This window comes from Sphingobacterium sp. InxBP1, assembly GCF_026191775.1.
GTDB classification, from domain to species: domain Bacteria; phylum Bacteroidota; class Bacteroidia; order Sphingobacteriales; family Sphingobacteriaceae; genus Sphingobacterium; species Sphingobacterium thalpophilum.
This window is the reverse complement of record NZ_JAINDX010000048.1, coordinates 152,905-171,416: the sequence shown is the minus strand read 5'-3', so window position 1 is coordinate 171,416 and position 18,512 is coordinate 152,905. Positions and strand designations below refer to the sequence as shown.

General features: G+C 43.3%; 15 protein-coding genes. 8 read left to right on the top strand and 7 right to left on the bottom strand.

Annotated features, from left to right (window positions below; all coding sequences use genetic code 11):
* Positions 1-134 precede the first annotated feature (134 nt).
* The gene (acnA, locus tag K7A41_RS18585; protein WP_265714880.1) at positions 135-2,903 is read right to left on the bottom strand and encodes an aconitate hydratase AcnA; all 2,769 of its coding nucleotides are present in this window, start codon (positions 2,901-2,903) and stop codon (positions 135-137) included.
* Positions 2,904-3,113: 210 nt separating this feature from the next.
* On the opposite strand from acnA, the gene K7A41_RS18580 reads away from it, so the two are divergent.
* The 4 genes from K7A41_RS18580 to K7A41_RS18565 all read left to right on the top strand — a co-directional run bounded on the left by K7A41_RS18580 (position 3,114) and on the right by K7A41_RS18565 (position 7,112).
* On the top strand, positions 3,114-3,641 hold the full coding sequence (locus K7A41_RS18580; RefSeq protein ID WP_265714879.1) for a TlpA family protein disulfide reductase: 528 nt from the start codon (positions 3,114-3,116) through the stop codon (positions 3,639-3,641).
* Positions 3,642-3,751: 110 nt separating this feature from the next.
* On the top strand, positions 3,752-4,696 hold the full coding sequence (gene metA, locus K7A41_RS18575) for a homoserine O-acetyltransferase MetA (protein ID WP_265714878.1): 945 nt from the start codon (positions 3,752-3,754) through the stop codon (positions 4,694-4,696).
* 97 nt (positions 4,697-4,793) lie between these two features.
* Complete coding sequence (locus K7A41_RS18570; RefSeq protein WP_265714877.1) at positions 4,794-5,003, top strand: hypothetical protein; 210 nt, start codon at positions 4,794-4,796, stop codon at positions 5,001-5,003.
* 105 nt (positions 5,004-5,108) lie between these two features.
* The gene (locus K7A41_RS18565) at positions 5,109-7,112 is read left to right on the top strand and encodes a M13 family metallopeptidase (RefSeq protein WP_265714876.1); all 2,004 of its coding nucleotides are present in this window, start codon (positions 5,109-5,111) and stop codon (positions 7,110-7,112) included.
* 51 nt (positions 7,113-7,163) lie between these two features.
* Here the strand turns inward: K7A41_RS18565 and K7A41_RS18560 are convergent, their stop codons facing one another.
* From K7A41_RS18560 to K7A41_RS18535, 6 genes are all read right to left on the bottom strand, one after another.
* Positions 7,164-8,375, bottom strand: coding sequence for an MFS transporter (locus K7A41_RS18560; RefSeq protein WP_028069588.1), 1,212 nt, complete (start codon positions 8,373-8,375; stop codon positions 7,164-7,166).
* A gap of 157 nt (positions 8,376-8,532) precedes the next feature.
* Positions 8,533-9,492, bottom strand: a complete 960-nt coding sequence (locus K7A41_RS18555) for a bifunctional metallophosphatase/5'-nucleotidase (protein WP_028069589.1) — start codon at positions 9,490-9,492, stop codon at positions 8,533-8,535.
* Complete coding sequence (locus tag K7A41_RS18550; RefSeq protein WP_265714875.1) at positions 9,470-10,231, bottom strand: 5'-nucleotidase C-terminal domain-containing protein; 762 nt, start codon at positions 10,229-10,231, stop codon at positions 9,470-9,472. Before K7A41_RS18550 ends, K7A41_RS18555 begins: the two co-directional genes overlap by 23 nt.
* A gap of 151 nt (positions 10,232-10,382) precedes the next feature.
* Positions 10,383-11,411 (bottom strand): EamA family transporter, encoded by a 1,029-nt coding sequence (locus K7A41_RS18545; protein ID WP_265714874.1) that lies wholly within the window; start codon positions 11,409-11,411, stop codon positions 10,383-10,385.
* A 54-nt stretch (positions 11,412-11,465) separates the two neighbouring features.
* On the bottom strand, positions 11,466-11,939 hold the full coding sequence (locus tag K7A41_RS18540; RefSeq protein WP_028069591.1) for an Lrp/AsnC family transcriptional regulator: 474 nt from the start codon (positions 11,937-11,939) through the stop codon (positions 11,466-11,468).
* Between the two features lie 180 nt (positions 11,940-12,119).
* The gene (locus K7A41_RS18535; protein ID WP_265714873.1) at positions 12,120-12,623 is read right to left on the bottom strand and encodes an FUSC family protein; all 504 of its coding nucleotides are present in this window, start codon (positions 12,621-12,623) and stop codon (positions 12,120-12,122) included.
* Between the two features lie 202 nt (positions 12,624-12,825).
* Between K7A41_RS18535 and K7A41_RS18530 the strand changes: the two genes are divergently transcribed.
* The 4 genes from K7A41_RS18530 to K7A41_RS18515 all read left to right on the top strand — a co-directional run bounded on the left by K7A41_RS18530 (position 12,826) and on the right by K7A41_RS18515 (position 18,394).
* Positions 12,826-15,750 (top strand): FAD-binding and (Fe-S)-binding domain-containing protein, encoded by a 2,925-nt coding sequence (locus tag K7A41_RS18530; RefSeq protein ID WP_265714872.1) that lies wholly within the window; start codon positions 12,826-12,828, stop codon positions 15,748-15,750.
* Positions 15,751-15,843: 93 nt separating this feature from the next.
* Positions 15,844-16,494 (top strand): hypothetical protein, encoded by a 651-nt coding sequence (locus K7A41_RS18525; protein ID WP_265714871.1) that lies wholly within the window; start codon positions 15,844-15,846, stop codon positions 16,492-16,494.
* 196 nt (positions 16,495-16,690) lie between these two features.
* Positions 16,691-17,911, top strand: a complete 1,221-nt coding sequence (locus tag K7A41_RS18520; RefSeq protein WP_265714870.1) for a DUF763 domain-containing protein — start codon at positions 16,691-16,693, stop codon at positions 17,909-17,911.
* An 84-nt stretch (positions 17,912-17,995) separates the two neighbouring features.
* A complete protein-coding gene (locus K7A41_RS18515) occupies positions 17,996-18,394 on the top strand; it encodes a hypothetical protein (protein ID WP_028069595.1) in 399 nt (132 codons plus the stop codon).
* Positions 18,395-18,512 lie beyond the last annotated feature (118 nt).

Genomic DNA, 18,512 nt, shown 5'->3' with positions numbered 1-18,512 from the left:
GTAATATATAACAGATATATGTCCATAGCATGCTGGAATACTGTCTGATGAGACTCTGGTAGGTTTATATAGGTTATAAGGGGCGCTACTGTGTATAGCGCCCCATTTTCTATTTATATCGGAGGTGCTCCGTGTTAATTATTTTTCAAATATTGTCGCAGTACATATTGCAGGATTCCGTCATTTTTAAAATACTCAATTTCTATCGCTGAATCCAATCGGGCTTTAACTTGGAATTCCGTAGTCTTACCATTTTCGTGTGTCGCTTTTACCTGCAACAACTTGTGTGGTGTCAGATCTTCTGCGAGGCCTGTAATATTATATTCTTCAGTTCCATCAAGCCCAAGTTTCTCTGCATTTTCACCGTTGACAAAAACAAGCGGCGCCACACCCATGCCCACGAGATTGCTTCGGTGGATACGTTCAAAACTTTCGGCAATTACAGCACGTACACCGAGCAAGAATGTGCCTTTGGCAGCCCAGTCCCGTGATGACCCCGAACCGTATTCTTTGCCGGCTAATACGATCAGTGGTGTGTTTGTTTTACGATACTCCATTGCCGTGTCGTAAACAGTTTTAACTTCGTTGGTCGGCAGGTAACGGCTGAATCCACCCTCGCGATCGCTAATTTTATTTTTGATTCGTACGTTAGCAAAAGTACCCCGCATCATAACTTCGTGATTACCACGTCTAGATCCATAAGAGTTGAAGTCTTCCTTGTCTACCTGATGGGCTTTAAGATACTGTCCCGCTGCAGTATTCTCCTTAAATGAACCGGCAGGAGAAATATGGTCCGTCGTTACCGAGTCACCGAGATAAAGCAATACCCTCGCATTCTCGATGTCCTGGATTGGTTTTGGAACCGCTTGAAGGTTTTCAAAAAACGGCGATTCCTTGATATACGTTGAGGCCGGATCCCATTGGTAGTTTTGGTCCAAATTGACCTGAAGTTCCTGCCAATCCGTAGAGCCATCAAAGATGACATCATAGACTTCCTGAAAGTCCGACTGTTTAACACAATCGGCGACAGTTTTTTGAATCTCTTCGCGGCTGGGCCAGATATCCCGAAGGTATACGGGCTGGCCATTTGGGTCGTAGTCGAGAGGTTCTTCCAATAAGTTGACGTCAATGCGACCGACAAGCGCATACGCTACGACGAGCATTGGGGACATCAGGAAGTTCATTTTTACTTGTGGGTGAACACGGGCTTCAAAATTGCGATTGCCTGAAAGTACCGAGGCGACGATCAGTTCGCCCTTCTCCACAGCTTCAGCAATTTGAGGGGGCAATGGTCCGGAGTTTCCAATACAGGAGGTACAGCCATAACCTACCGTATGGAATCTCAGCGCATCAAGGTCTGCACTAAGCCCTGACCTTTCCAAGTACTGTGTAACCACCTTTGAGCCAGGAGCCAGAGACGTTTTAACCCAAGATTTGGTCCGTAAGCCACGCTCTATAGCATTTCTCGCCAACAGACCCGCCCCAATCATAACAGCAGGGTTCGACGTATTCGTACAGCTCGTGATGGCCGCGATCGCAATGCTGCCATCACTGACGACATATTCTTTATGATTGTGTTTTATTCTCACGGCATGTATCGATTCGGCAATCACTTCATGCGGTGATGCATGTTCGACCGGAACTTTCCCGAAGGTAAATTCTGTGCCAGAACCGCCTTCCAAAAGCCAGGCAGACTCCGATCGTTGAGGGATAGGCACATATTGCCTATGGTGCTCGCTATCCAGCAGTTCTGAGAACTTGTCTTTTAGCTCGCGTACCAGAATTTTATCTTGTGGCCGCTTTGGACCCGAAACTGTAGGTTCCAGAGTGGATAAGTCAAATTCTACAACCGACGAATAGGTGATCTGCTCGTGCCCCGTACGCCAAAGGAGGTTGCGCTTACAATATTCTTCCACGATTTTGATCTGCTCCGCGGTTCGGTTTGTACTGTGCATATATTCCAATGTACGGTCATCTATGGGAAAATAGGTGACTGTACATCCGAATTCGGGTGACATATTTGATATGGTAGCCCGATCCGTTACAGACAAACTGTCCAGTCCATCACCAAACACTTCTACAAATTTGCCGACAACACCCTTATCGCGTAGGATTTTGGTAATTGAGAGCACCATATCCGTGGCAGTGCACATCGCCGGGATTCTACCCGTGAGCTTGAGTCCGATGACCTCTGGGCAGGTAAAGAAAACGGGCTGCCCAAGCATAGCGGCCTCAGCCTCGATACCGCCCACACCCCAGCCTAAAACGCCTATTCCGTTGACCATCGGTGTATGGGAGTCAGTACCGACGAGGGTGTCTGGAAAAAGCCAGTTGTCTCGTTCAATAACCCCCTTCGCTAGATATTCCAGATTTACCTGATGACATATGCCCATACCGGGAGGTACCACCGTGAAATTTTTTAGTCCTTTTTGCGCCCATTTGAGCAGTTCGTAACGTTCGCGGTTACGCTGATATTCGAGCTCCACATTTTTATCGTAAGAATATTCTGTTCCAAAATAGTCAACCTGTACAGAATGGTCAATCACCAAGTCAACAGGTATGGCAGGATTGATTTTCTGTCCGTCTTTGCCATGACGGACAAATTCGGCACGAAGCGAAGCCATGTCTACAACTGCTGGTACGCCTGTAAAGTCTTGCATCAGGATACGCGCCGGTTTGAATGGAATATCTTTGTCAACAGGTTGCGGAGACCAATTGATTAAGGTGCTAATATGTTCATCAGTAATACTGAAGCCATCATGATTACGTAATACATTTTCCAATAGTATCCGAATACTGAAGGGGAGGTGGTCAATCTTGCCCTCAGAAAGATCTTTGATGGAACTGTATTGATAGACATGTCCATTAATTTGCAATTCACGGATCGATTTTTCTTTGCTCATATTGAATAACTTGTTTTATTTATATAATACGATTAGGGGCGAATTTGTTTGTAATAACTTTTTCACAGGCCGGTCTCGGTGCTTGAGAACTTACCGATAAAGTCCGTGATAGAGGATTCCAAAACGATTCTGGATGATCTGTATTTCGGATAGAACGGAATTTATCTTATTTTTGATCCACCCAATGGGATCGAATAATAGGATAATTCAATGAAACATAAGTTCAGGTGTGTTGTCGGCACGATCTTTTTCTCTTTGCATTGCTACGTAGGCGGTCATGCGAAGCCGACTGGCGCAGCGGCAGCTATAACAGCGCCGGTATCTAAAAAATATGAATTGAGCTTTAAGAACAGCAGGGGGCATAAGGTGAGCTTAGCGCAACTACGAGGTAAAGTTGTCGTCATCAACCTTTGGGCAACCTGGTGTCCGCCATGTTTGGCCGAAATGCCATCATTGGATCAGTTGTACAAAGACTTTCAGTATAATAATCATATTGTATTTCTGGCCGTAGATATGGATGGTAACCTAAAAAAATCAGCTAAATTCTTAAAAAATAGAGGGTTTAGCCTTCCGTTGTACCAGCTGCATACCGGCCTGCCGCAAGAACTGAATACTCGGAGCATACCGACGACGATTATTCTTGATAAGGCGGGGAAACTGGTCAATAAGCATGTGGGGGTGATGGACTTTGGTTCGAAGAAGTTCAGGAAAGCTCTTCAGCAGCTAACAAATGAGTGAGTGTGGCAATAATAAAACGTAAACAAATACCTTGTTAATTTAAGGTTTTGTTTAATTTTCTGTTATATTCTTGCTAATTTTGTACATCATTGTACAAGGAGAAATTATATATGCCAGTCAAACTTCCTAATAATCTTCCCGCGATTGAGCTTTTAAAAAAGGAGAACATTTTCGTCATGAGTGACCTTCGGGCCAATGAACAGGATATCAGGCCGCTTCGTGTCCTGGTCCTTAATTTGATGCCATTGAAGATCACGACGGAAACCGATTTTATCCGTCTGTTATCCAACAATCCTTTGCAGGTCGAGATGGAGTTTCTGCGACTGGAAACGCACGTTTCCAAAAACACTCCAGAGGAACACCTAGAGATGTTTTATAAAAGTCTTAGTGAAGTAAAAGAGAATTTCTATGACGGAATGATTATTACTGGAGCTCCAGTAGAGATGGTCCGGTTTGAAGAAGTGACCTATTGGGATGAAATTCGGACTATTTTTGACTGGGCCAGGACGCACGTGACTTCGAGTTTATACATTTGCTGGGCGTCACAGGCAGCGTTATATCATTTTTACGGAGTGGAGAAGAAACCATTGGATGAGAAACTTTTTGGTGTTTTCAAGCATACTGCACTCGATAAGCGACATCCTTTGTTCCGTGGGTTTGATGATGAATTCTTTATTCCTCACAGCAGACATACCACTGTCGAAAAAGAAGATTTATTGGCAACGGAGGGCATAGAAATTCTCTGCGAATCTCCCGAAGCGGGGATTGCCATTGCTTCTTCCCGTGGCGGTAGGGAATTCTATTTAACAGGACACTCAGAATATGCTCCGTTCACGCTTGATGAAGAATACAGGCGGGATCTGGAAAAAGGACAGAAAATTCAGATGCCAGTCAACTACTATACTGACGATAACCCGGAAAACAGACCGTTGGTCCGTTGGACAAGCCATGCTAACCTGTTGTTTAACAACTGGCTTAATTATTTTGTTTATCAAGAAACGCCATTTGATTTAAAGGATGTAGTGCACTTAGGCGAGATCCGGCAAAATAATTAAGCAGGTATAGACGCTGCCATAAGTCTTGCTCATAAAATCCACTTCCTAAAAACAAAAATAGTTAGAAAGGTATTCTAACTAATAAATCTGGAGTGATATGGAAAAGATATTATTAGTATGTTGTTTGTTGCTTCCTCTGTTTCAGCTGGAAGCGCAGGTGCCGATTAAGGAAGAACAGAAGCTCAAAGAGGCCAGCGGCACCTTATGGTATGCCAACCCTTGGCTGTGGATCGCCGGTGCAACGTTATTTTTAGTTGTCTTTCTCCTCATCCTACGTAGAGCTACCAGAAACCGGAGAGAAACCTAAACCGGATGGACAAAGGCGTTATCCGCAAAACAATATTTTTGTTGCAGAAACTATCGCAGAACTTTTCTTAAGTTTGTACCGATTGATAACAAACTAATATTATACATGAAGAGAAATATACTGTTAGCCGCTTTGCTGGCCTGTAGTGCATTGTCAAGCCAAGCCCAACATCAGGCTATCAATGTCAGTTACATGGATAAAAGCGTCCGTCCTCAGGACGACTTTTACAACTTTGTAAACGGTCAGTGGATGAAAACCGCCAAAATACCATCTGATAAAGCGCGCTGGGGTTCGTTTGACGAACTACGTGAGAATACGGACATCGCTACATTGAAGGTATTGCAAGAGTCGCTGACCGGCAAGTTTGAAAAAGGTACTGATAACCAAAAAATTGGTGATTTGTATCGTTCTTTTGTCGATATGAAAACCCGTGATCAGCTTGGGTTGGCACCTGTGAAGCCTTATCTAGAAAAAATTGCGGCGATTAAAAACTTCGATGATCTCTATAGCTACCTCGTTGAAGCTGCACCTAGGGGAGGTAATCCTTTCTTCGGCGGTTATGTATCGGCGCATCTTAAAAATTCTGATGTGAATACTGTCTACTTAGCTGCTGCCAATCTTGGACTGGGGCGGTCTTATTATCAGGTTAACGATCAGAAGAATGAAGAGACTTTAAGAGATTATTCGGATTATATCTCCGCATTGTACAGTAAATCCGGCCAACGCACAAAGGATCTGAAAGGACCGGCTATCGTTGCTTTTGAAAAGCAGGCTGCTGCCCATCTTAAGACTGTTGAACAGTCCCGTGATGCCAACGGTCGCTATAATCCGGTTGCGGTAGCCGATTTGAAGAGAATGGTAAAAAACATTGACCTGGCGAAATATCTACAGGATGTGGGTTTCAAAGCAGACACCGTCATTATATCTGAAATAAAGTACTATCAAAATCTCGATGCTTTTTTCAATCCTCAGAATCTTCCTATTATCAAAGATGTATTGACCTTCCATGTGTTGAATACCGCAGCCTCTTATACGACACAAGAGCTCAATGATTTGTACTTTGACTTTTGGGGCCGCAAGCTGAAAGGACAGAAGGAGCAGAGAGCATTGGATAAACGAGGTGTAGAATTTGTCAACTCCATTGCGGGCGAGCTCCTCGGGAAGTTATATGTTAAACAGAATTTTCCGCCACAGGCCAAGGCTGATGCGGAAGAACTTGTCCGCTATCTGATTAAAGCCTTTGGGCAGCATATTAATGGTCTTGCGTGGATGTCTGCTGATACGAAGGTGAAAGCACTTGAGAAATTATCGAAATTTAAGGTGAAGATCGGTTATCCGGACAAGTGGAAGGATTATAGCAAACTCGATATTGGCACTTCGTTATATGGTAATGTAGTTGCAGCAAGCAAGTGGTCATTTTATGAAAATCTTGCAAAGCAAGGGAAACCTGTGGATAAATCCGAATGGGGCATGACACCACAGACCGTAAATGCTTATTATAGTCCACTTTTCAACGAGATTGTATTTCCAGCCGCCATTTTACAACCTCCTTTTTACGATTACAAAGCTGACGCTGCTGTTAATTTTGGTGGAATTGGCGCTGTGATCGGTCATGAGCTTTCACATGGCTTTGACGATCAGGGAGCAAAATATGATGGGAACGGTAATTTAAACAATTGGTGGACAGACGCTGACAAAGCAAAATTTGAAGCGGCTGCAGATGCGTTGGTGAAACAGTTTGAAAGTTATGAGCCTGTACCGGGAGTCTTTGTGAACGGGCGCTTTACACTCGGTGAAAATATCGGTGATCTAGGAGGGTCATCGGTAGCGTTCGATGCGTTGCAGCTTTATTTAAAAGATAAAGGGGATCCAGGCCTGATCGACGGATTTACGCAGAATCAACGCTTCTTCCTTTCGTGGGCTACGATCTGGCGCACGAAAACAACGGATGAATTTGTGGTCAATCAGGTAAAAACCGATCCACATTCTCCGGCGCAATACCGGGCATTTGCACCTATCATCAATCTGGATGCTTTCCATGAAGCCTGGAATACAAAGCCTGGCGACAAGATGTATGTGCCAATGGACAAAAGGATCAAAATCTGGTAATCAGTTGCTGACATTTAAAGGGCTTTGTTCTCTTGTGACAAAGCCCTTTTATTATCGCATCCATTTCAATACCACGTAGAAACCCAAGGCTGTCAGTGATAAGGTAAGTGCAGTTGCCCACCAGAGGGTAGTGAAGCCAAAGGAATCTACAATTGAAGTGCCAAGGATCGGAGAGAAGATGTTTGCAGCAGAGAATGCCAATGAATTGAATCCCATATATGCTCCCTGCGTTTTTGGGGTAGACCGGTTGACCGAGACCGTCGCCATAAAAGGCAGGGTAAGCATTTCGCCAAGACCAAAAATAAGAAATGTAAAATATAGCCAGCCCAGCCCACCCATATAATTAAGCATGGCATACGAACTTGCGCATAAAAATGTTCCGAATACCAGTGTACTGATCAGAGAGAATCTTTTTTCGGCGATGTGAACCACGAACATTTCCAAAAGTACGATCACAAAGCCACTCCAGCCCAACAGAAAGCCAATCTGATGATCATCTAAATGATGCACCTGTCTATAAAACAATGGTAATGTTGTAATAAGCTGAAAGAAGCAGAACGAGAAGATGCAACAGAAAATGTTAAACAGGATAAATGGGATGTCGGTATAGGGGTTTCTGCTCTGCACGGTATCAGTCGCTGACAGTATTTCCTTGTTTGTTTTGACGACTGTCCGTTTCTGTCTTTTATGGAAAAACATAAAGAAAATAATTGCGGCGGACATAACGGCAAAGGAATTTCCATAGAAGATCCAGTCGAACGAGATGGTAGCGAGAAATCCCGCAACTGCCGGGCCAATGGAAAATCCCAAGTTTATCGCCAGACGGTTAAGGGAGAATGCACGTGTAATATTTTCTGGTTTGGCGTAGCTTGCGACAGATACAGAATTCGCTGGCCTGAATGCGTCAAATATAAGGCTGAGCGTGAAAATCATTGCCGATAAGGACTGAACCTCCTTAAACCAGGGAATCAACAGGAACAGTGGGGCAGCCAGGACCAAGCTACCAAACTGTACCTTAAAGCTGCCAATGCGATCGGTAAGCCAACCACCGATATAGGACCCACATACGGAACCGATGCCGTAACTCATCAGAACTATTCCGATCTGCTTGATGTTAAAATGAAGGACCTGCGTCATATATAAACCCAAAAAAGGGATAACCATACTCCCCATTCTGTTGATCAGCATAACAACAGCCAAAAGCCAGGCTGCTTGTGAGAGTCCTTTAAAGGAGTCTAGATAAATGGATATAATTTTCTTCATCCAAATGATGTTTTTGCGCTAGTGAACAATCTTCCCTTATACATCTGATACGTATTGAAAACGGTTCCAGGAATAGTTGGTTCAATTTTCAGAAAAATGCCAAATTGATTTGGTCAATTTGGCATCTGTTATCTGCAATACTTATTATTAAATAATCCTATGCCAGCAGCGTATCCTGTATTGTTGGATCAACCTGATATGTAGTGGCTACCATCTGTTTTTTACGGGACCCAGCCTCCAAAATAAAGTCAATACGTCCCAAGTTGATACCAGCGAAGCCCACTTGGTTAACGACAGTCTGTGCGCCTTTGAGATTAGTGACCAACGTTGGTTCTTTAAGGAAAGTGTGTGTGTGCCCGCCGATGATTAAGTCAATATCTGCTGTTTTGGCTGCCAGTATCAGGTCCGAGACCTTGTCATTTTCATACTTGTAACCTAGATGCGACAGACAGACGATAAGGTCACAATGATGCTTTTCTTTCAGGATTTTGACGATTTTGTTAGATACCGCTATAGGGTCTAAATACTTCATCCCCTTATAGTTGTTGGGGTCCACCAAACCTTCAATATCCACCCCGAGACCAAATACTCCGATTTTGATCCCTCCCTTATGGAATATCGTATAATCCTGGGTTTTTCCTTCGAGCACCGTGCCTTTAAAATCGTAATTTGCGGTAAGGAAAGGAAACTTGGCATGGTCCAGATATTTTACGAGTCCATCCAGTCCGTTGTCAAACTCGTGATTGCCAAATGTGCCGGCGTCATAGCCCAGTTTGCTCATCAGGTCCAGCTCTAATTTTCCACCGAACAGATTAAAATATGGGGTTCCCTGGAACATATCTCCTGCATCCAGCAATAGCAGATGCTCTTCTTCATTGCGTATTTTATTGATCAATGTGCTACGCCGTGCCACACCGCCCAAACCCTGATATTTGCCGCCGTCCATAGGAAAGGGCTCGATTCGGCTGTGCACATCGTTGGTATGCAAAATGGTCAGCCTTATTTTTTTACTTCTGGCCTCCGTATCGAAAGGCAGCGAGCTCAATGCAAGAGCCGTAGACAGCGCGCCAGCCTGCTTAATAAACGCTCTTCGATTAATTGATTTTAATTCTTCCATCTAATACCGCATTTACTTCTTTACCTTCTTTCGTTAATTGACTCACATATTCGATCAGTCCTTCGCGCATCCGCTGTGGATAGTTTATCCGTGACACTGATTGCGTCAACAGGGTAAGGTTGTCACCACCGTTGGCAAGGTAATCATAGGTTACCAGCTTGTATAGCTTATTATCATCGATAGGTTGCCCTTTGATTTTGATATCCTGCGCCCCGTTAGCTGAGATCATCAACGTCATACCCGCTATAGGCTGTCCATGTGTCTTTGCGATATAGTCAGCAAGTTGACGTATTTGGCTTCCTTTTAGCTCAATGACCGTCAGCGTATTTTCGAACGGCATTACTTCAAAGATATGTCCAACCGTAATGTCGCCCGCTTTAAGATCATTACGGATTCCGCCTTTGGTTGCAAAAGCCAGATCAGCCGGATTGTGTGCAAAGTGATCACTCATCCATAACAATGCTTCACAGAAGAAGTTTCCCATCAAGGTTTCGGGAGTTTTGTCTTTTGTCAGCGCTTTACCTGCGTGACCGATGACACGGTTCATCTCAGCTTCCATTTTTTGTTTAAAAGGCTCATATATCGATACCACTGTGGGATCTGCTTGCACCTCGCTATTGATGGAGTATTGCCGAAAATCTTTTTGCGTAGGATAAAGCTGTTTTGAGCAGCTTGAGGCCATCAAAACTGAGATAATCCCGATACTACCTATAAAGGCAATTTGTTTTGATAAATTCATATAGTTAGTTAACAGATATGCTGGCAAAGTTAGCCATTTAAAAATGAAGATATCTTATCGGCGAGTGGTAATTTCGCAGAAAACATAAAAAAAACAAAAGCTTAACATAAATCTACATTAAGCTTTGTCATATAATTAGAAAAATAACAACCTAAGGCACGAGCTCTGCTTCGGGAAGATGATCCAGAGATCTCCGATCAGCATTATTAGGTGGAGTATCCGGCATTGCTCCATCGAGCTTCTTCTTATTTTTGTTTTTGTCAGCCAATTTGCTACGGTATGCCTTCCAGTTCATCAACAATACAGAGAATAAAATTACGGTTAGCCCGATTATCTGTAATGAAGTGACCGCATGAGAGGTGAAAAAGTGACTGAGTATAAGTGCAATGATGGGATTTACATAGGCGTATGTACTCACCTCCATTGCCGGTCTGACTTGCAGAAGCCAGATGTATGAGCTAAAGGCCAGGATAGAACCGAAAGTAATTAGGTAACCCAGATTAAACCAGTCCACAGGCGCTACATTTCTTACCTCAAACGATGCATATTCACCCGTAAGGAGGGCGGTCACATTAAAAAGGATACCTGCTGTAACCATTTGCCAGGCCGTTTTAACCATGACGTGTAAATCTTCTTTTTCTCCTTTTGCAGGTTTCTTGAAATATTTGGAGACCAGCGACCCTACCGTCCACGCAATAGAACCCAGAACAAGGATGCATAGCGCAATTACTCTTAAAGTGCCGTTTGCATTATTTTCGGAAGCGACGATCTGTTCGGCGAACAACATCACAACACCCAGGAATCCCATAACGACGCCGGCGACTGTGGTTAGGCTACTGAAATTCTCTTTCCATTTTGGTTTGTCTAAGATAATAAACCAAATGGCAGCCGCTGCTGCAATAATTGCCGCAATACCGCCGGAAACATATTGCTCTGCCCAGATCACACCAGCCATATCAATAAATAGGAGGAGGAAGCCAACAAATGCCGCCTGCAGGATGGAGCGCTTATTAAACAGTTTATAACCTTTTAGCGCGCAGATCGTCATCAGTATAGCACTGGCAGTTATAAAACGGAATGAACCTAAGATAAACGGTGGAAAACTATGAAGGGCTTTTTCTATAAAGAAAAACGTTGAACCCCACACCACATAAATAATAAAATATGCAATAATAACCATTAATGGGTTTGCAGACCTCTTTTGTCCTTGCAACATAACTAAACCTCCTTTCTGTTATTCAGGTATAACAACCTGCTGATCTTCTTTTACTGTTTGAAGTACGATGGTAGTACGAGTAGAAATAATTCCCTCAATTTTACTCAAAGTGTTTCGCATCAAGTCCACTAAGCCTGTTGAATCGGCGGTTCTCACTTTAATAAGATAACCATCGTCGCCGGCGATATCATGAACCTCTTGTACCTCAGGGATTTCAGCAAGTGCCAGGCCCACGCGTTGCTCGCCGATAATATCATTGGCTTTAATAAATATAAACGACAAAAGTTTTTGATCGACCGCTGCCGGATTGATCCTCGCACTGTACTTTAATATAACATCCTTCTGTTCAAGCTTTTTCACCCGCTCTAATATAGCAGAAGGTGCCATTCCAAGTTCTCTCGCAATGTCAGCGTTGTTGATTCGTCCGTTATCCTGCATTAAACGCAGAATTTTGTAATCAACTTGATCCAAATTATATTCTACCTTTGTCATTTCGAGTGCAAAGGTAATAAATATTGTACAATATTCAAAATATTTTTATATATAATGAATATTATTCTGACTTACTAGGGTTGATACAAAATTATGTTCTGTCTAAGCTAATTGATAACTGAGGATAGGCTACTAAGTTGCTGATCAAAAGAGATTTGTTTGATTGATTCCCTGGAACAATCAACAATTATACCTATTTCTGAGCTGTATGATAATATTTCGCGTCGAAAGGATGACTGCCAGTCCGATGAGACAACCAACGCATACACAGCCGAATCGATCTAAAGCAGCAAAATATGATCGGCTTTCCTGCTCGTGCAGATAGACTATAATTAGTGCAACCATGGATGTGCGAGCTACAGCCATGATATTAAGTGTTTTACATATGATTAACGAAGCGATAATGCCGATGATCATGGCATATAGCTGCGAAATAGGAACAAAATATAAGCTAAGGCCAATAGCTGATCCAATAAAATTAGATTTAGCTCGGTCGATCGCAATTTTTTGGGATTCGTTCTCCTGAGGAGAGATCACCAAGATGATGGAGATAAGTGTCCATGAAACGGAATATTCTGGAAATGAAACGAAAAGAATATAACCCAGTAAGAAACCGATGAGCACCCGTATCGTATAGATGATGAAGTCCGAATGTAATGTGTACCGCAGAATAAGATTACGCATATAAAAGAAATCAAATTAATAATCACTTCCCCGCAAAAATACATCCAATCATTGAACACAAAAAAACTAAAATGAGGTTTAACTCTATGTTTTTGCGCTTTTATGCGTTTTTTGTATTTTATACTGCATGTTTCTTGCAAATAATGCTTCTCATGAATGATAAATTTAACTAAATTTGTTTTCTACTTTAAATGCAAATTCAGTGAAAGATAACAATCAATTAGCCTTATTGGCAACTCAACTGAAAGGTGAGTTGTATTATCGTGATACCGCTTCAGACCAGACGATGTTGCTAGCATATTCGACGGACGCTTCTGTTTATCAAGAAAAGCCATTGGCGGTGGCCATTCCATCTGATATCAATGATCTCAAGTATCTAATTGACTTTGCACGGGAATACGAGACGACTTTGATTCCGCGTACAGCCGGTACTTCCCTGGCCGGACAAGTGGTGGGAAACGGTATCGTCGTCGATATCTCTCGTCATTTTAATCGCATTTTGGAACTGAATGTAGAGGAAAAGTGGGTACGTGTACAACCTGGAGTCATACGCGATGACCTGAATAATTACCTCAGGCCATTCGGACTGATGTTCGGGCCCGAGACTTCAACAGCCAGCCGGGCCATGGTAGGTGGAATGATAGGTAATAATTCGTCGGGTCTGCATTCAATCGTATGGGGTGACACTCGGCACAATCTGATTTCGGCCCATGTGATTCTGGATGATAAATCTGAGGCTATTTTTGAACAATTGGATGAAGCGGCTTTCTTTAAAAAGCTATTACAATCTGGTCGTGAAGGTGATATCTACCGGCAGTTGAATGAACTGTTGACAAATAAGCAAAACCAGGCTGATATTAATTCTGGTTATCCCAAACGGTCTATCACACGTCGTAATACGGGATATGCTCTCGACATCCTCAGCGACCAGTCCCGGCCGTTTAATTTGTGCAATATCCTTGCCGGCTCCGAGGGCACGCTCGCCGTTGTAACGGAGGCCAAACTGAGGTTAATGCCGTTGCCGCCTCAGGAGCTCGGTCTCCTATGTGTGCATTTTGCGGATATGGTTGAGTGTATGCAAGGTAATATTGTAGCTTTAAACCATCGGCCGGAGGCCTCCGAACTGGTTGACAAATATATCTTGGATTTTACGGTAGGGCACCCAACCTATAAATATAACCGTTTTTTTATTGAGGGTGACCCACAGGCGCTATTGATTGTCGAATTCCGTGGACGCGACGCTAACGAGGCTGCGGCGAAGGCAATGGCCTTGAAGGCGGAACTTATAGCAAAAGGCTTAGGCTATGCTTATCCTTATATTACAGGAGCTGAAGAGACAAATATGGTCTGGGATGTTCGAAAAGCAGGACTTGGACTTATCCGTAACCTTCCCGGGGATAGCCAGCCGGTCAATTTGATCGAAGACTGCGCGGTGTCGCCTGAAGATTTACCTGCTTATGTCAGCGATATCCAGCAACTACTAAAAGAGGAGGGAGTACATGCCTCTTATTATGCTCATGCTGGCGCTGGCGAGCTCCATATTGAACCTTTTGTAAACCTGAAGACAGAAGCTGGTAAACGTACTTTCCGTTCTATACTTGAAAAGACCAGCAGTCTTGTGTTAAAATATAATGGATCACTTAGTGGCGAGCATGGGGATGGACGTCTGCGTGGAGAATTTATTGGGAAAGTGCTTGGAGAGAAGGTGTATAAACTTCTGGAAAAAGTAAAATTTATCTTCGATCCCAATGGAATATTTAACGCCAATAAGATCGTGAATACCCCCCCAATGGATGCTAATTTGCGGTATGATAACAATCACAACCGAGCAGAGATCAAGACTTATTTTGATTTCTCCAAAGAGGAGTCGATCCTGCGCCTGGCAGAAAAGTGTTCAGGCTCGGGAGATTGCCGGAAAAGTGAAATTACTGGTGGTACTATGTGTCCCTCTTTTATGGCTACACGGGATGAGAAGGATACAACAAGGGCCAGAGCCAATATCCTGCGACAATTTCTGACTAATTCAACCCAAAGGAACCGTTTTGATCATGAAGAAATCAAGGAGGTGATGGATCTTTGCTTAAGCTGCAAAGGTTGTAAAACCGAATGTCCATCGAGTGTGGACGTAGCCAAAATGAAGGCAGAATTCTTACAGCATTATTATGATGTGCATGGGGCCAGTATCCGGGCAAGACTGATCGCTAACTTCACGGATTCCCAAAGATTAGGGTCACTTGTCGCTCCCCTATACAATTTCGTTATAAACAACAGGTTTTTGTCCGGCTTGGTGAAGAGGGCAGTAGGTTTTGCACCTAAACGTTCGCTGCCTATGGTCAATGGTACCACATTAAGCCACTGGGTAAAAAAGCAGCGCTCAGGCTCCATGGGTGGTAAGCGAAAAGTATATCTTTTTTCTGACGAGTTTACCGAATATAATGACGCTGAAATTGGCATTACTGCTTATAAATTACTTACTGCCTTAGGCTATGAAGTCGTGATTCCAAACCATGTCCAGAGCGGCCGTACTTTTTTATCTAAAGGTTTTGTAAAGGAGGCAAAGAAGATTGCACATAAAAATGTCATGTTTTTAAAAGATCTAATCACGGATGAAACGCCATTGCTGGGCATTGAACCCTCGGGTATTATCACATTTAGGGATGAATACTTAAGCTTAGTGGACAAGGATATGCAACAAGATGCGCAGCGGCTTGCGAAAAACGCCTTAATGATCGATGAATTTCTGCTCGCCGAAATAAAAGCTGGCCGGATTCATCAAGAGCAGTTTACGGTAGCCAGCCGCAAGATTAAATTGCATGGACATTGTTACCAGAAAGCTTTCCATTTGGTCGCAGTGACTGAACAGGTGCTTTCTTTTCCGTCGAATTACAGTGTGGAGGTCATTCCATCTGGATGTTGCGGTATGGCCGGATCGTTCGGTTACGAAGCCGAACATTACGATGTTTCCATGAAAGTGGCAGAATTGGTACTGCTGCCCGCAGTGCGAAACACAGATGAGCAAACTTTGATTGCCGCAGCTGGGACTTCATGCAGGCACCAGATTAAAGATGGTACAGGCAGAAAGTCTTTGCATCCCGTAGAAATTTTGTACGATGCTTTATTGAAATAAGATAAAAACATTGGTCATAGTTGTTTGTTATCAGTAATAATGGTAATATTATAAAACAATATCTCAATAATTACTGATAATAAACAATTCACCATGTACAAGATCCAATCCATAGCCTTACTTGCGACAGCTAGCATGATGATAGCTGCTTGCGGAAACTCCAGCCAGAATAAAACTGACGGTAGAGACACTGCGACAGAGAGTACGATTGAACGGGTAAGAATAGAAAAATTAACGAATGGCAAACCCGGACCGGATAAGAAGAATTTTTTCCTGCGAATCACCGATGAGGTCAAAACGGATTCAAGCCGCATCTATACAACCAAATCCTTGTATAATCAGGATACGGTAGGTATTAAAGTGGAAATAATTGATTTTATTCCTGCTGGTATTATCGATGGCCAGCCTAGTGACGATGTAGGCTTTACCAAAGGTAAAATCAAGATCAAATCCCTTGGCACACAATCCAACAATTTGGTTAAAGCTTTAGGAGATCTATTCGAGATGCCCACCGAGGAAGCATTTACAAAAGATGTCGTTCTTCCCAACGTTTTTTCGTCCAATAAAGTGAATGTGGACCTATCAAAGAAAACAGCGTACAGCTTTAAGCTGTTTCTTGACAATAAAAAGGCAGCGCCAGCAGAACTTTTCTTTAATGTAGATACCTATAAGCATTCCATTGAGTTTTCCGAAAAAGATCCTTCCTTCCGTGCCGGACTGCTATCAGCATTGACGGGGAAATAACAGTTGTACCAAACGGACTACTTAAAGAGCAGAAAGCAATCTCGATGCAAATTGTAAAGAAATGAAAAAGGTTGGGTGATGCCCAGCCTTTTTTTGACAGATCTCAACGTTGATGAACGTCTTAATGCTATAGGAAATTTGCATACTCATCCAAAATACCCTACATTTGTACTAATAATTTTAGTTTTTTTTTAAAATGAAGCGTTCCGGTACAGCAGATTTGCCTTTACATTATGGGAAAGTACCTCCTTGGCTTTACGAGCGCATGAGCGCTTTAGGTCGTTCAATTATTGAGGTTATTCTTTCGGATTATGGTAAGGAGGAAGTTTTGAGGCGGCTGGCAGATCCATTTTGGTTCCAGAGTTTTGGAGCAGTTTTAGGGATGGACTGGCACTCATCGGGGATTACGACATCGGTGATGGGGGCACTAAAACGCGCCATCAATCCGGACTCACAGACCTTTGGTCTATATATATGTGGAGGCAAGGGCAAGGCATCGAGGGAAACGCCACAAGAACTGGTTGATCTGGCTCACAGAAAGGGGCTGGATGGCACAGCGCTGACTAGGGCGAGCAGACTGGTTGCTAAAGTGGACAGTACAGCGATCCAAGACGGGTATCAATTGTATTTGCACAACTTTATTGTGGCCGACAATGGCTGTTGGGCTGTGGTCCAGCAGGGCATGCACGAGCGTGATGGGACAGCGCGGAGGTATCATTGGCATTCAGAGAAGATAAAATCCTTTGTTGAGGAACCGCATGCGGGTATCAACGGACGTTCACAGGGCATTATTTTGAATCTGACCGATTCTGCAGCAGCTCCAAACAGGAAGGGCATTATGCGGCTTGTTAGTGACGAATCGGCGTTGAGGCCTACTGATCTCCCTAAATTGATTATGCCTAAGCACCACGACGTGCGTGCATCAGATGTGAATTTAAAACGATTGGGAGCAATGCTTTACATTGCGCGTGAAAACCAGCTGCAGCAATTTGAAGATCTATTGTTGTTGAAAGGCATGGGACCGCGTGCCTTGCAGTCGCTCGCGTTAGTGAGTGAAGTCATTCACGGCGCTCCCGCTCGGTTTATGGATCCCGCGCGTTTCTCTTTTGCACATGGCGGAAAAGATGGGCATCCTTTTCCTGTTCCTCTTGATATATACGACAAAAGTATTCAGATGCTTCAGCGGGGAATCGAGAAATCAAAATTAGGAAATCAAGAGAAGCTCAGATCAATCAATAAGCTTCATCAGATCGTACTGCAAACTGAACCTGATTTTACGCCACAGTTTGACATCCAGCAGGTAATAGAAGAAGAGCGGCGGAATTCGTGGCAATATCGTGGACGTACAGTTTACGGATTTGTTAACCCGCCAACTGGAAATGTGGCCGCAAGCGGGACACAGTTGTCTCTTTTTTAGTCAATATCGCTCTATTGTAATCATTTTGTTAAATTGTGTTAAACCTATTCGAAATTATTTATACGCTAGTATATTTGCCTCGAAATGAAAGCGGTCATTGCGATTATATGTTTTATAGGCTTCTTGTTGATCAGGAGTGGCAACAGTCATGTCGTACGCAACGATTCTGATCGTCCAGCGATCAGTTTTATGTACCAGCACGGCGATGATCAGCACAAGGACAAAATCGCTTCGGCTGTCTACCTTGATTCCCGCACAGAGGGAAACTTACCCACGGAGAATCCCCTTATCGAAGATTTTGACAGTGAGAACTTTCAATTGACAAGAAACCTGCAGATGGCCAGTGATTTTGTGACGTTGGTATTTTTTGCTGTAGTGCTTTTCATTTTTGTATTTCGGTATGCAAAGAAAATCCCTTTTTGCAATTTCTCTGCATACCTGCATCCACACCTCTATCTCCTGCAACGTAACTGGAGAATTTGATAGCTAACCCCTGAAATGTCTCGATTTTAGTCTTTCTGAACCGTTGGCGGTTTAGGATGATGCTATTCCATTTTTATTAGTAGCTCCCTAGCGCCTTTGGTAGCTCAAATTGAAGGCA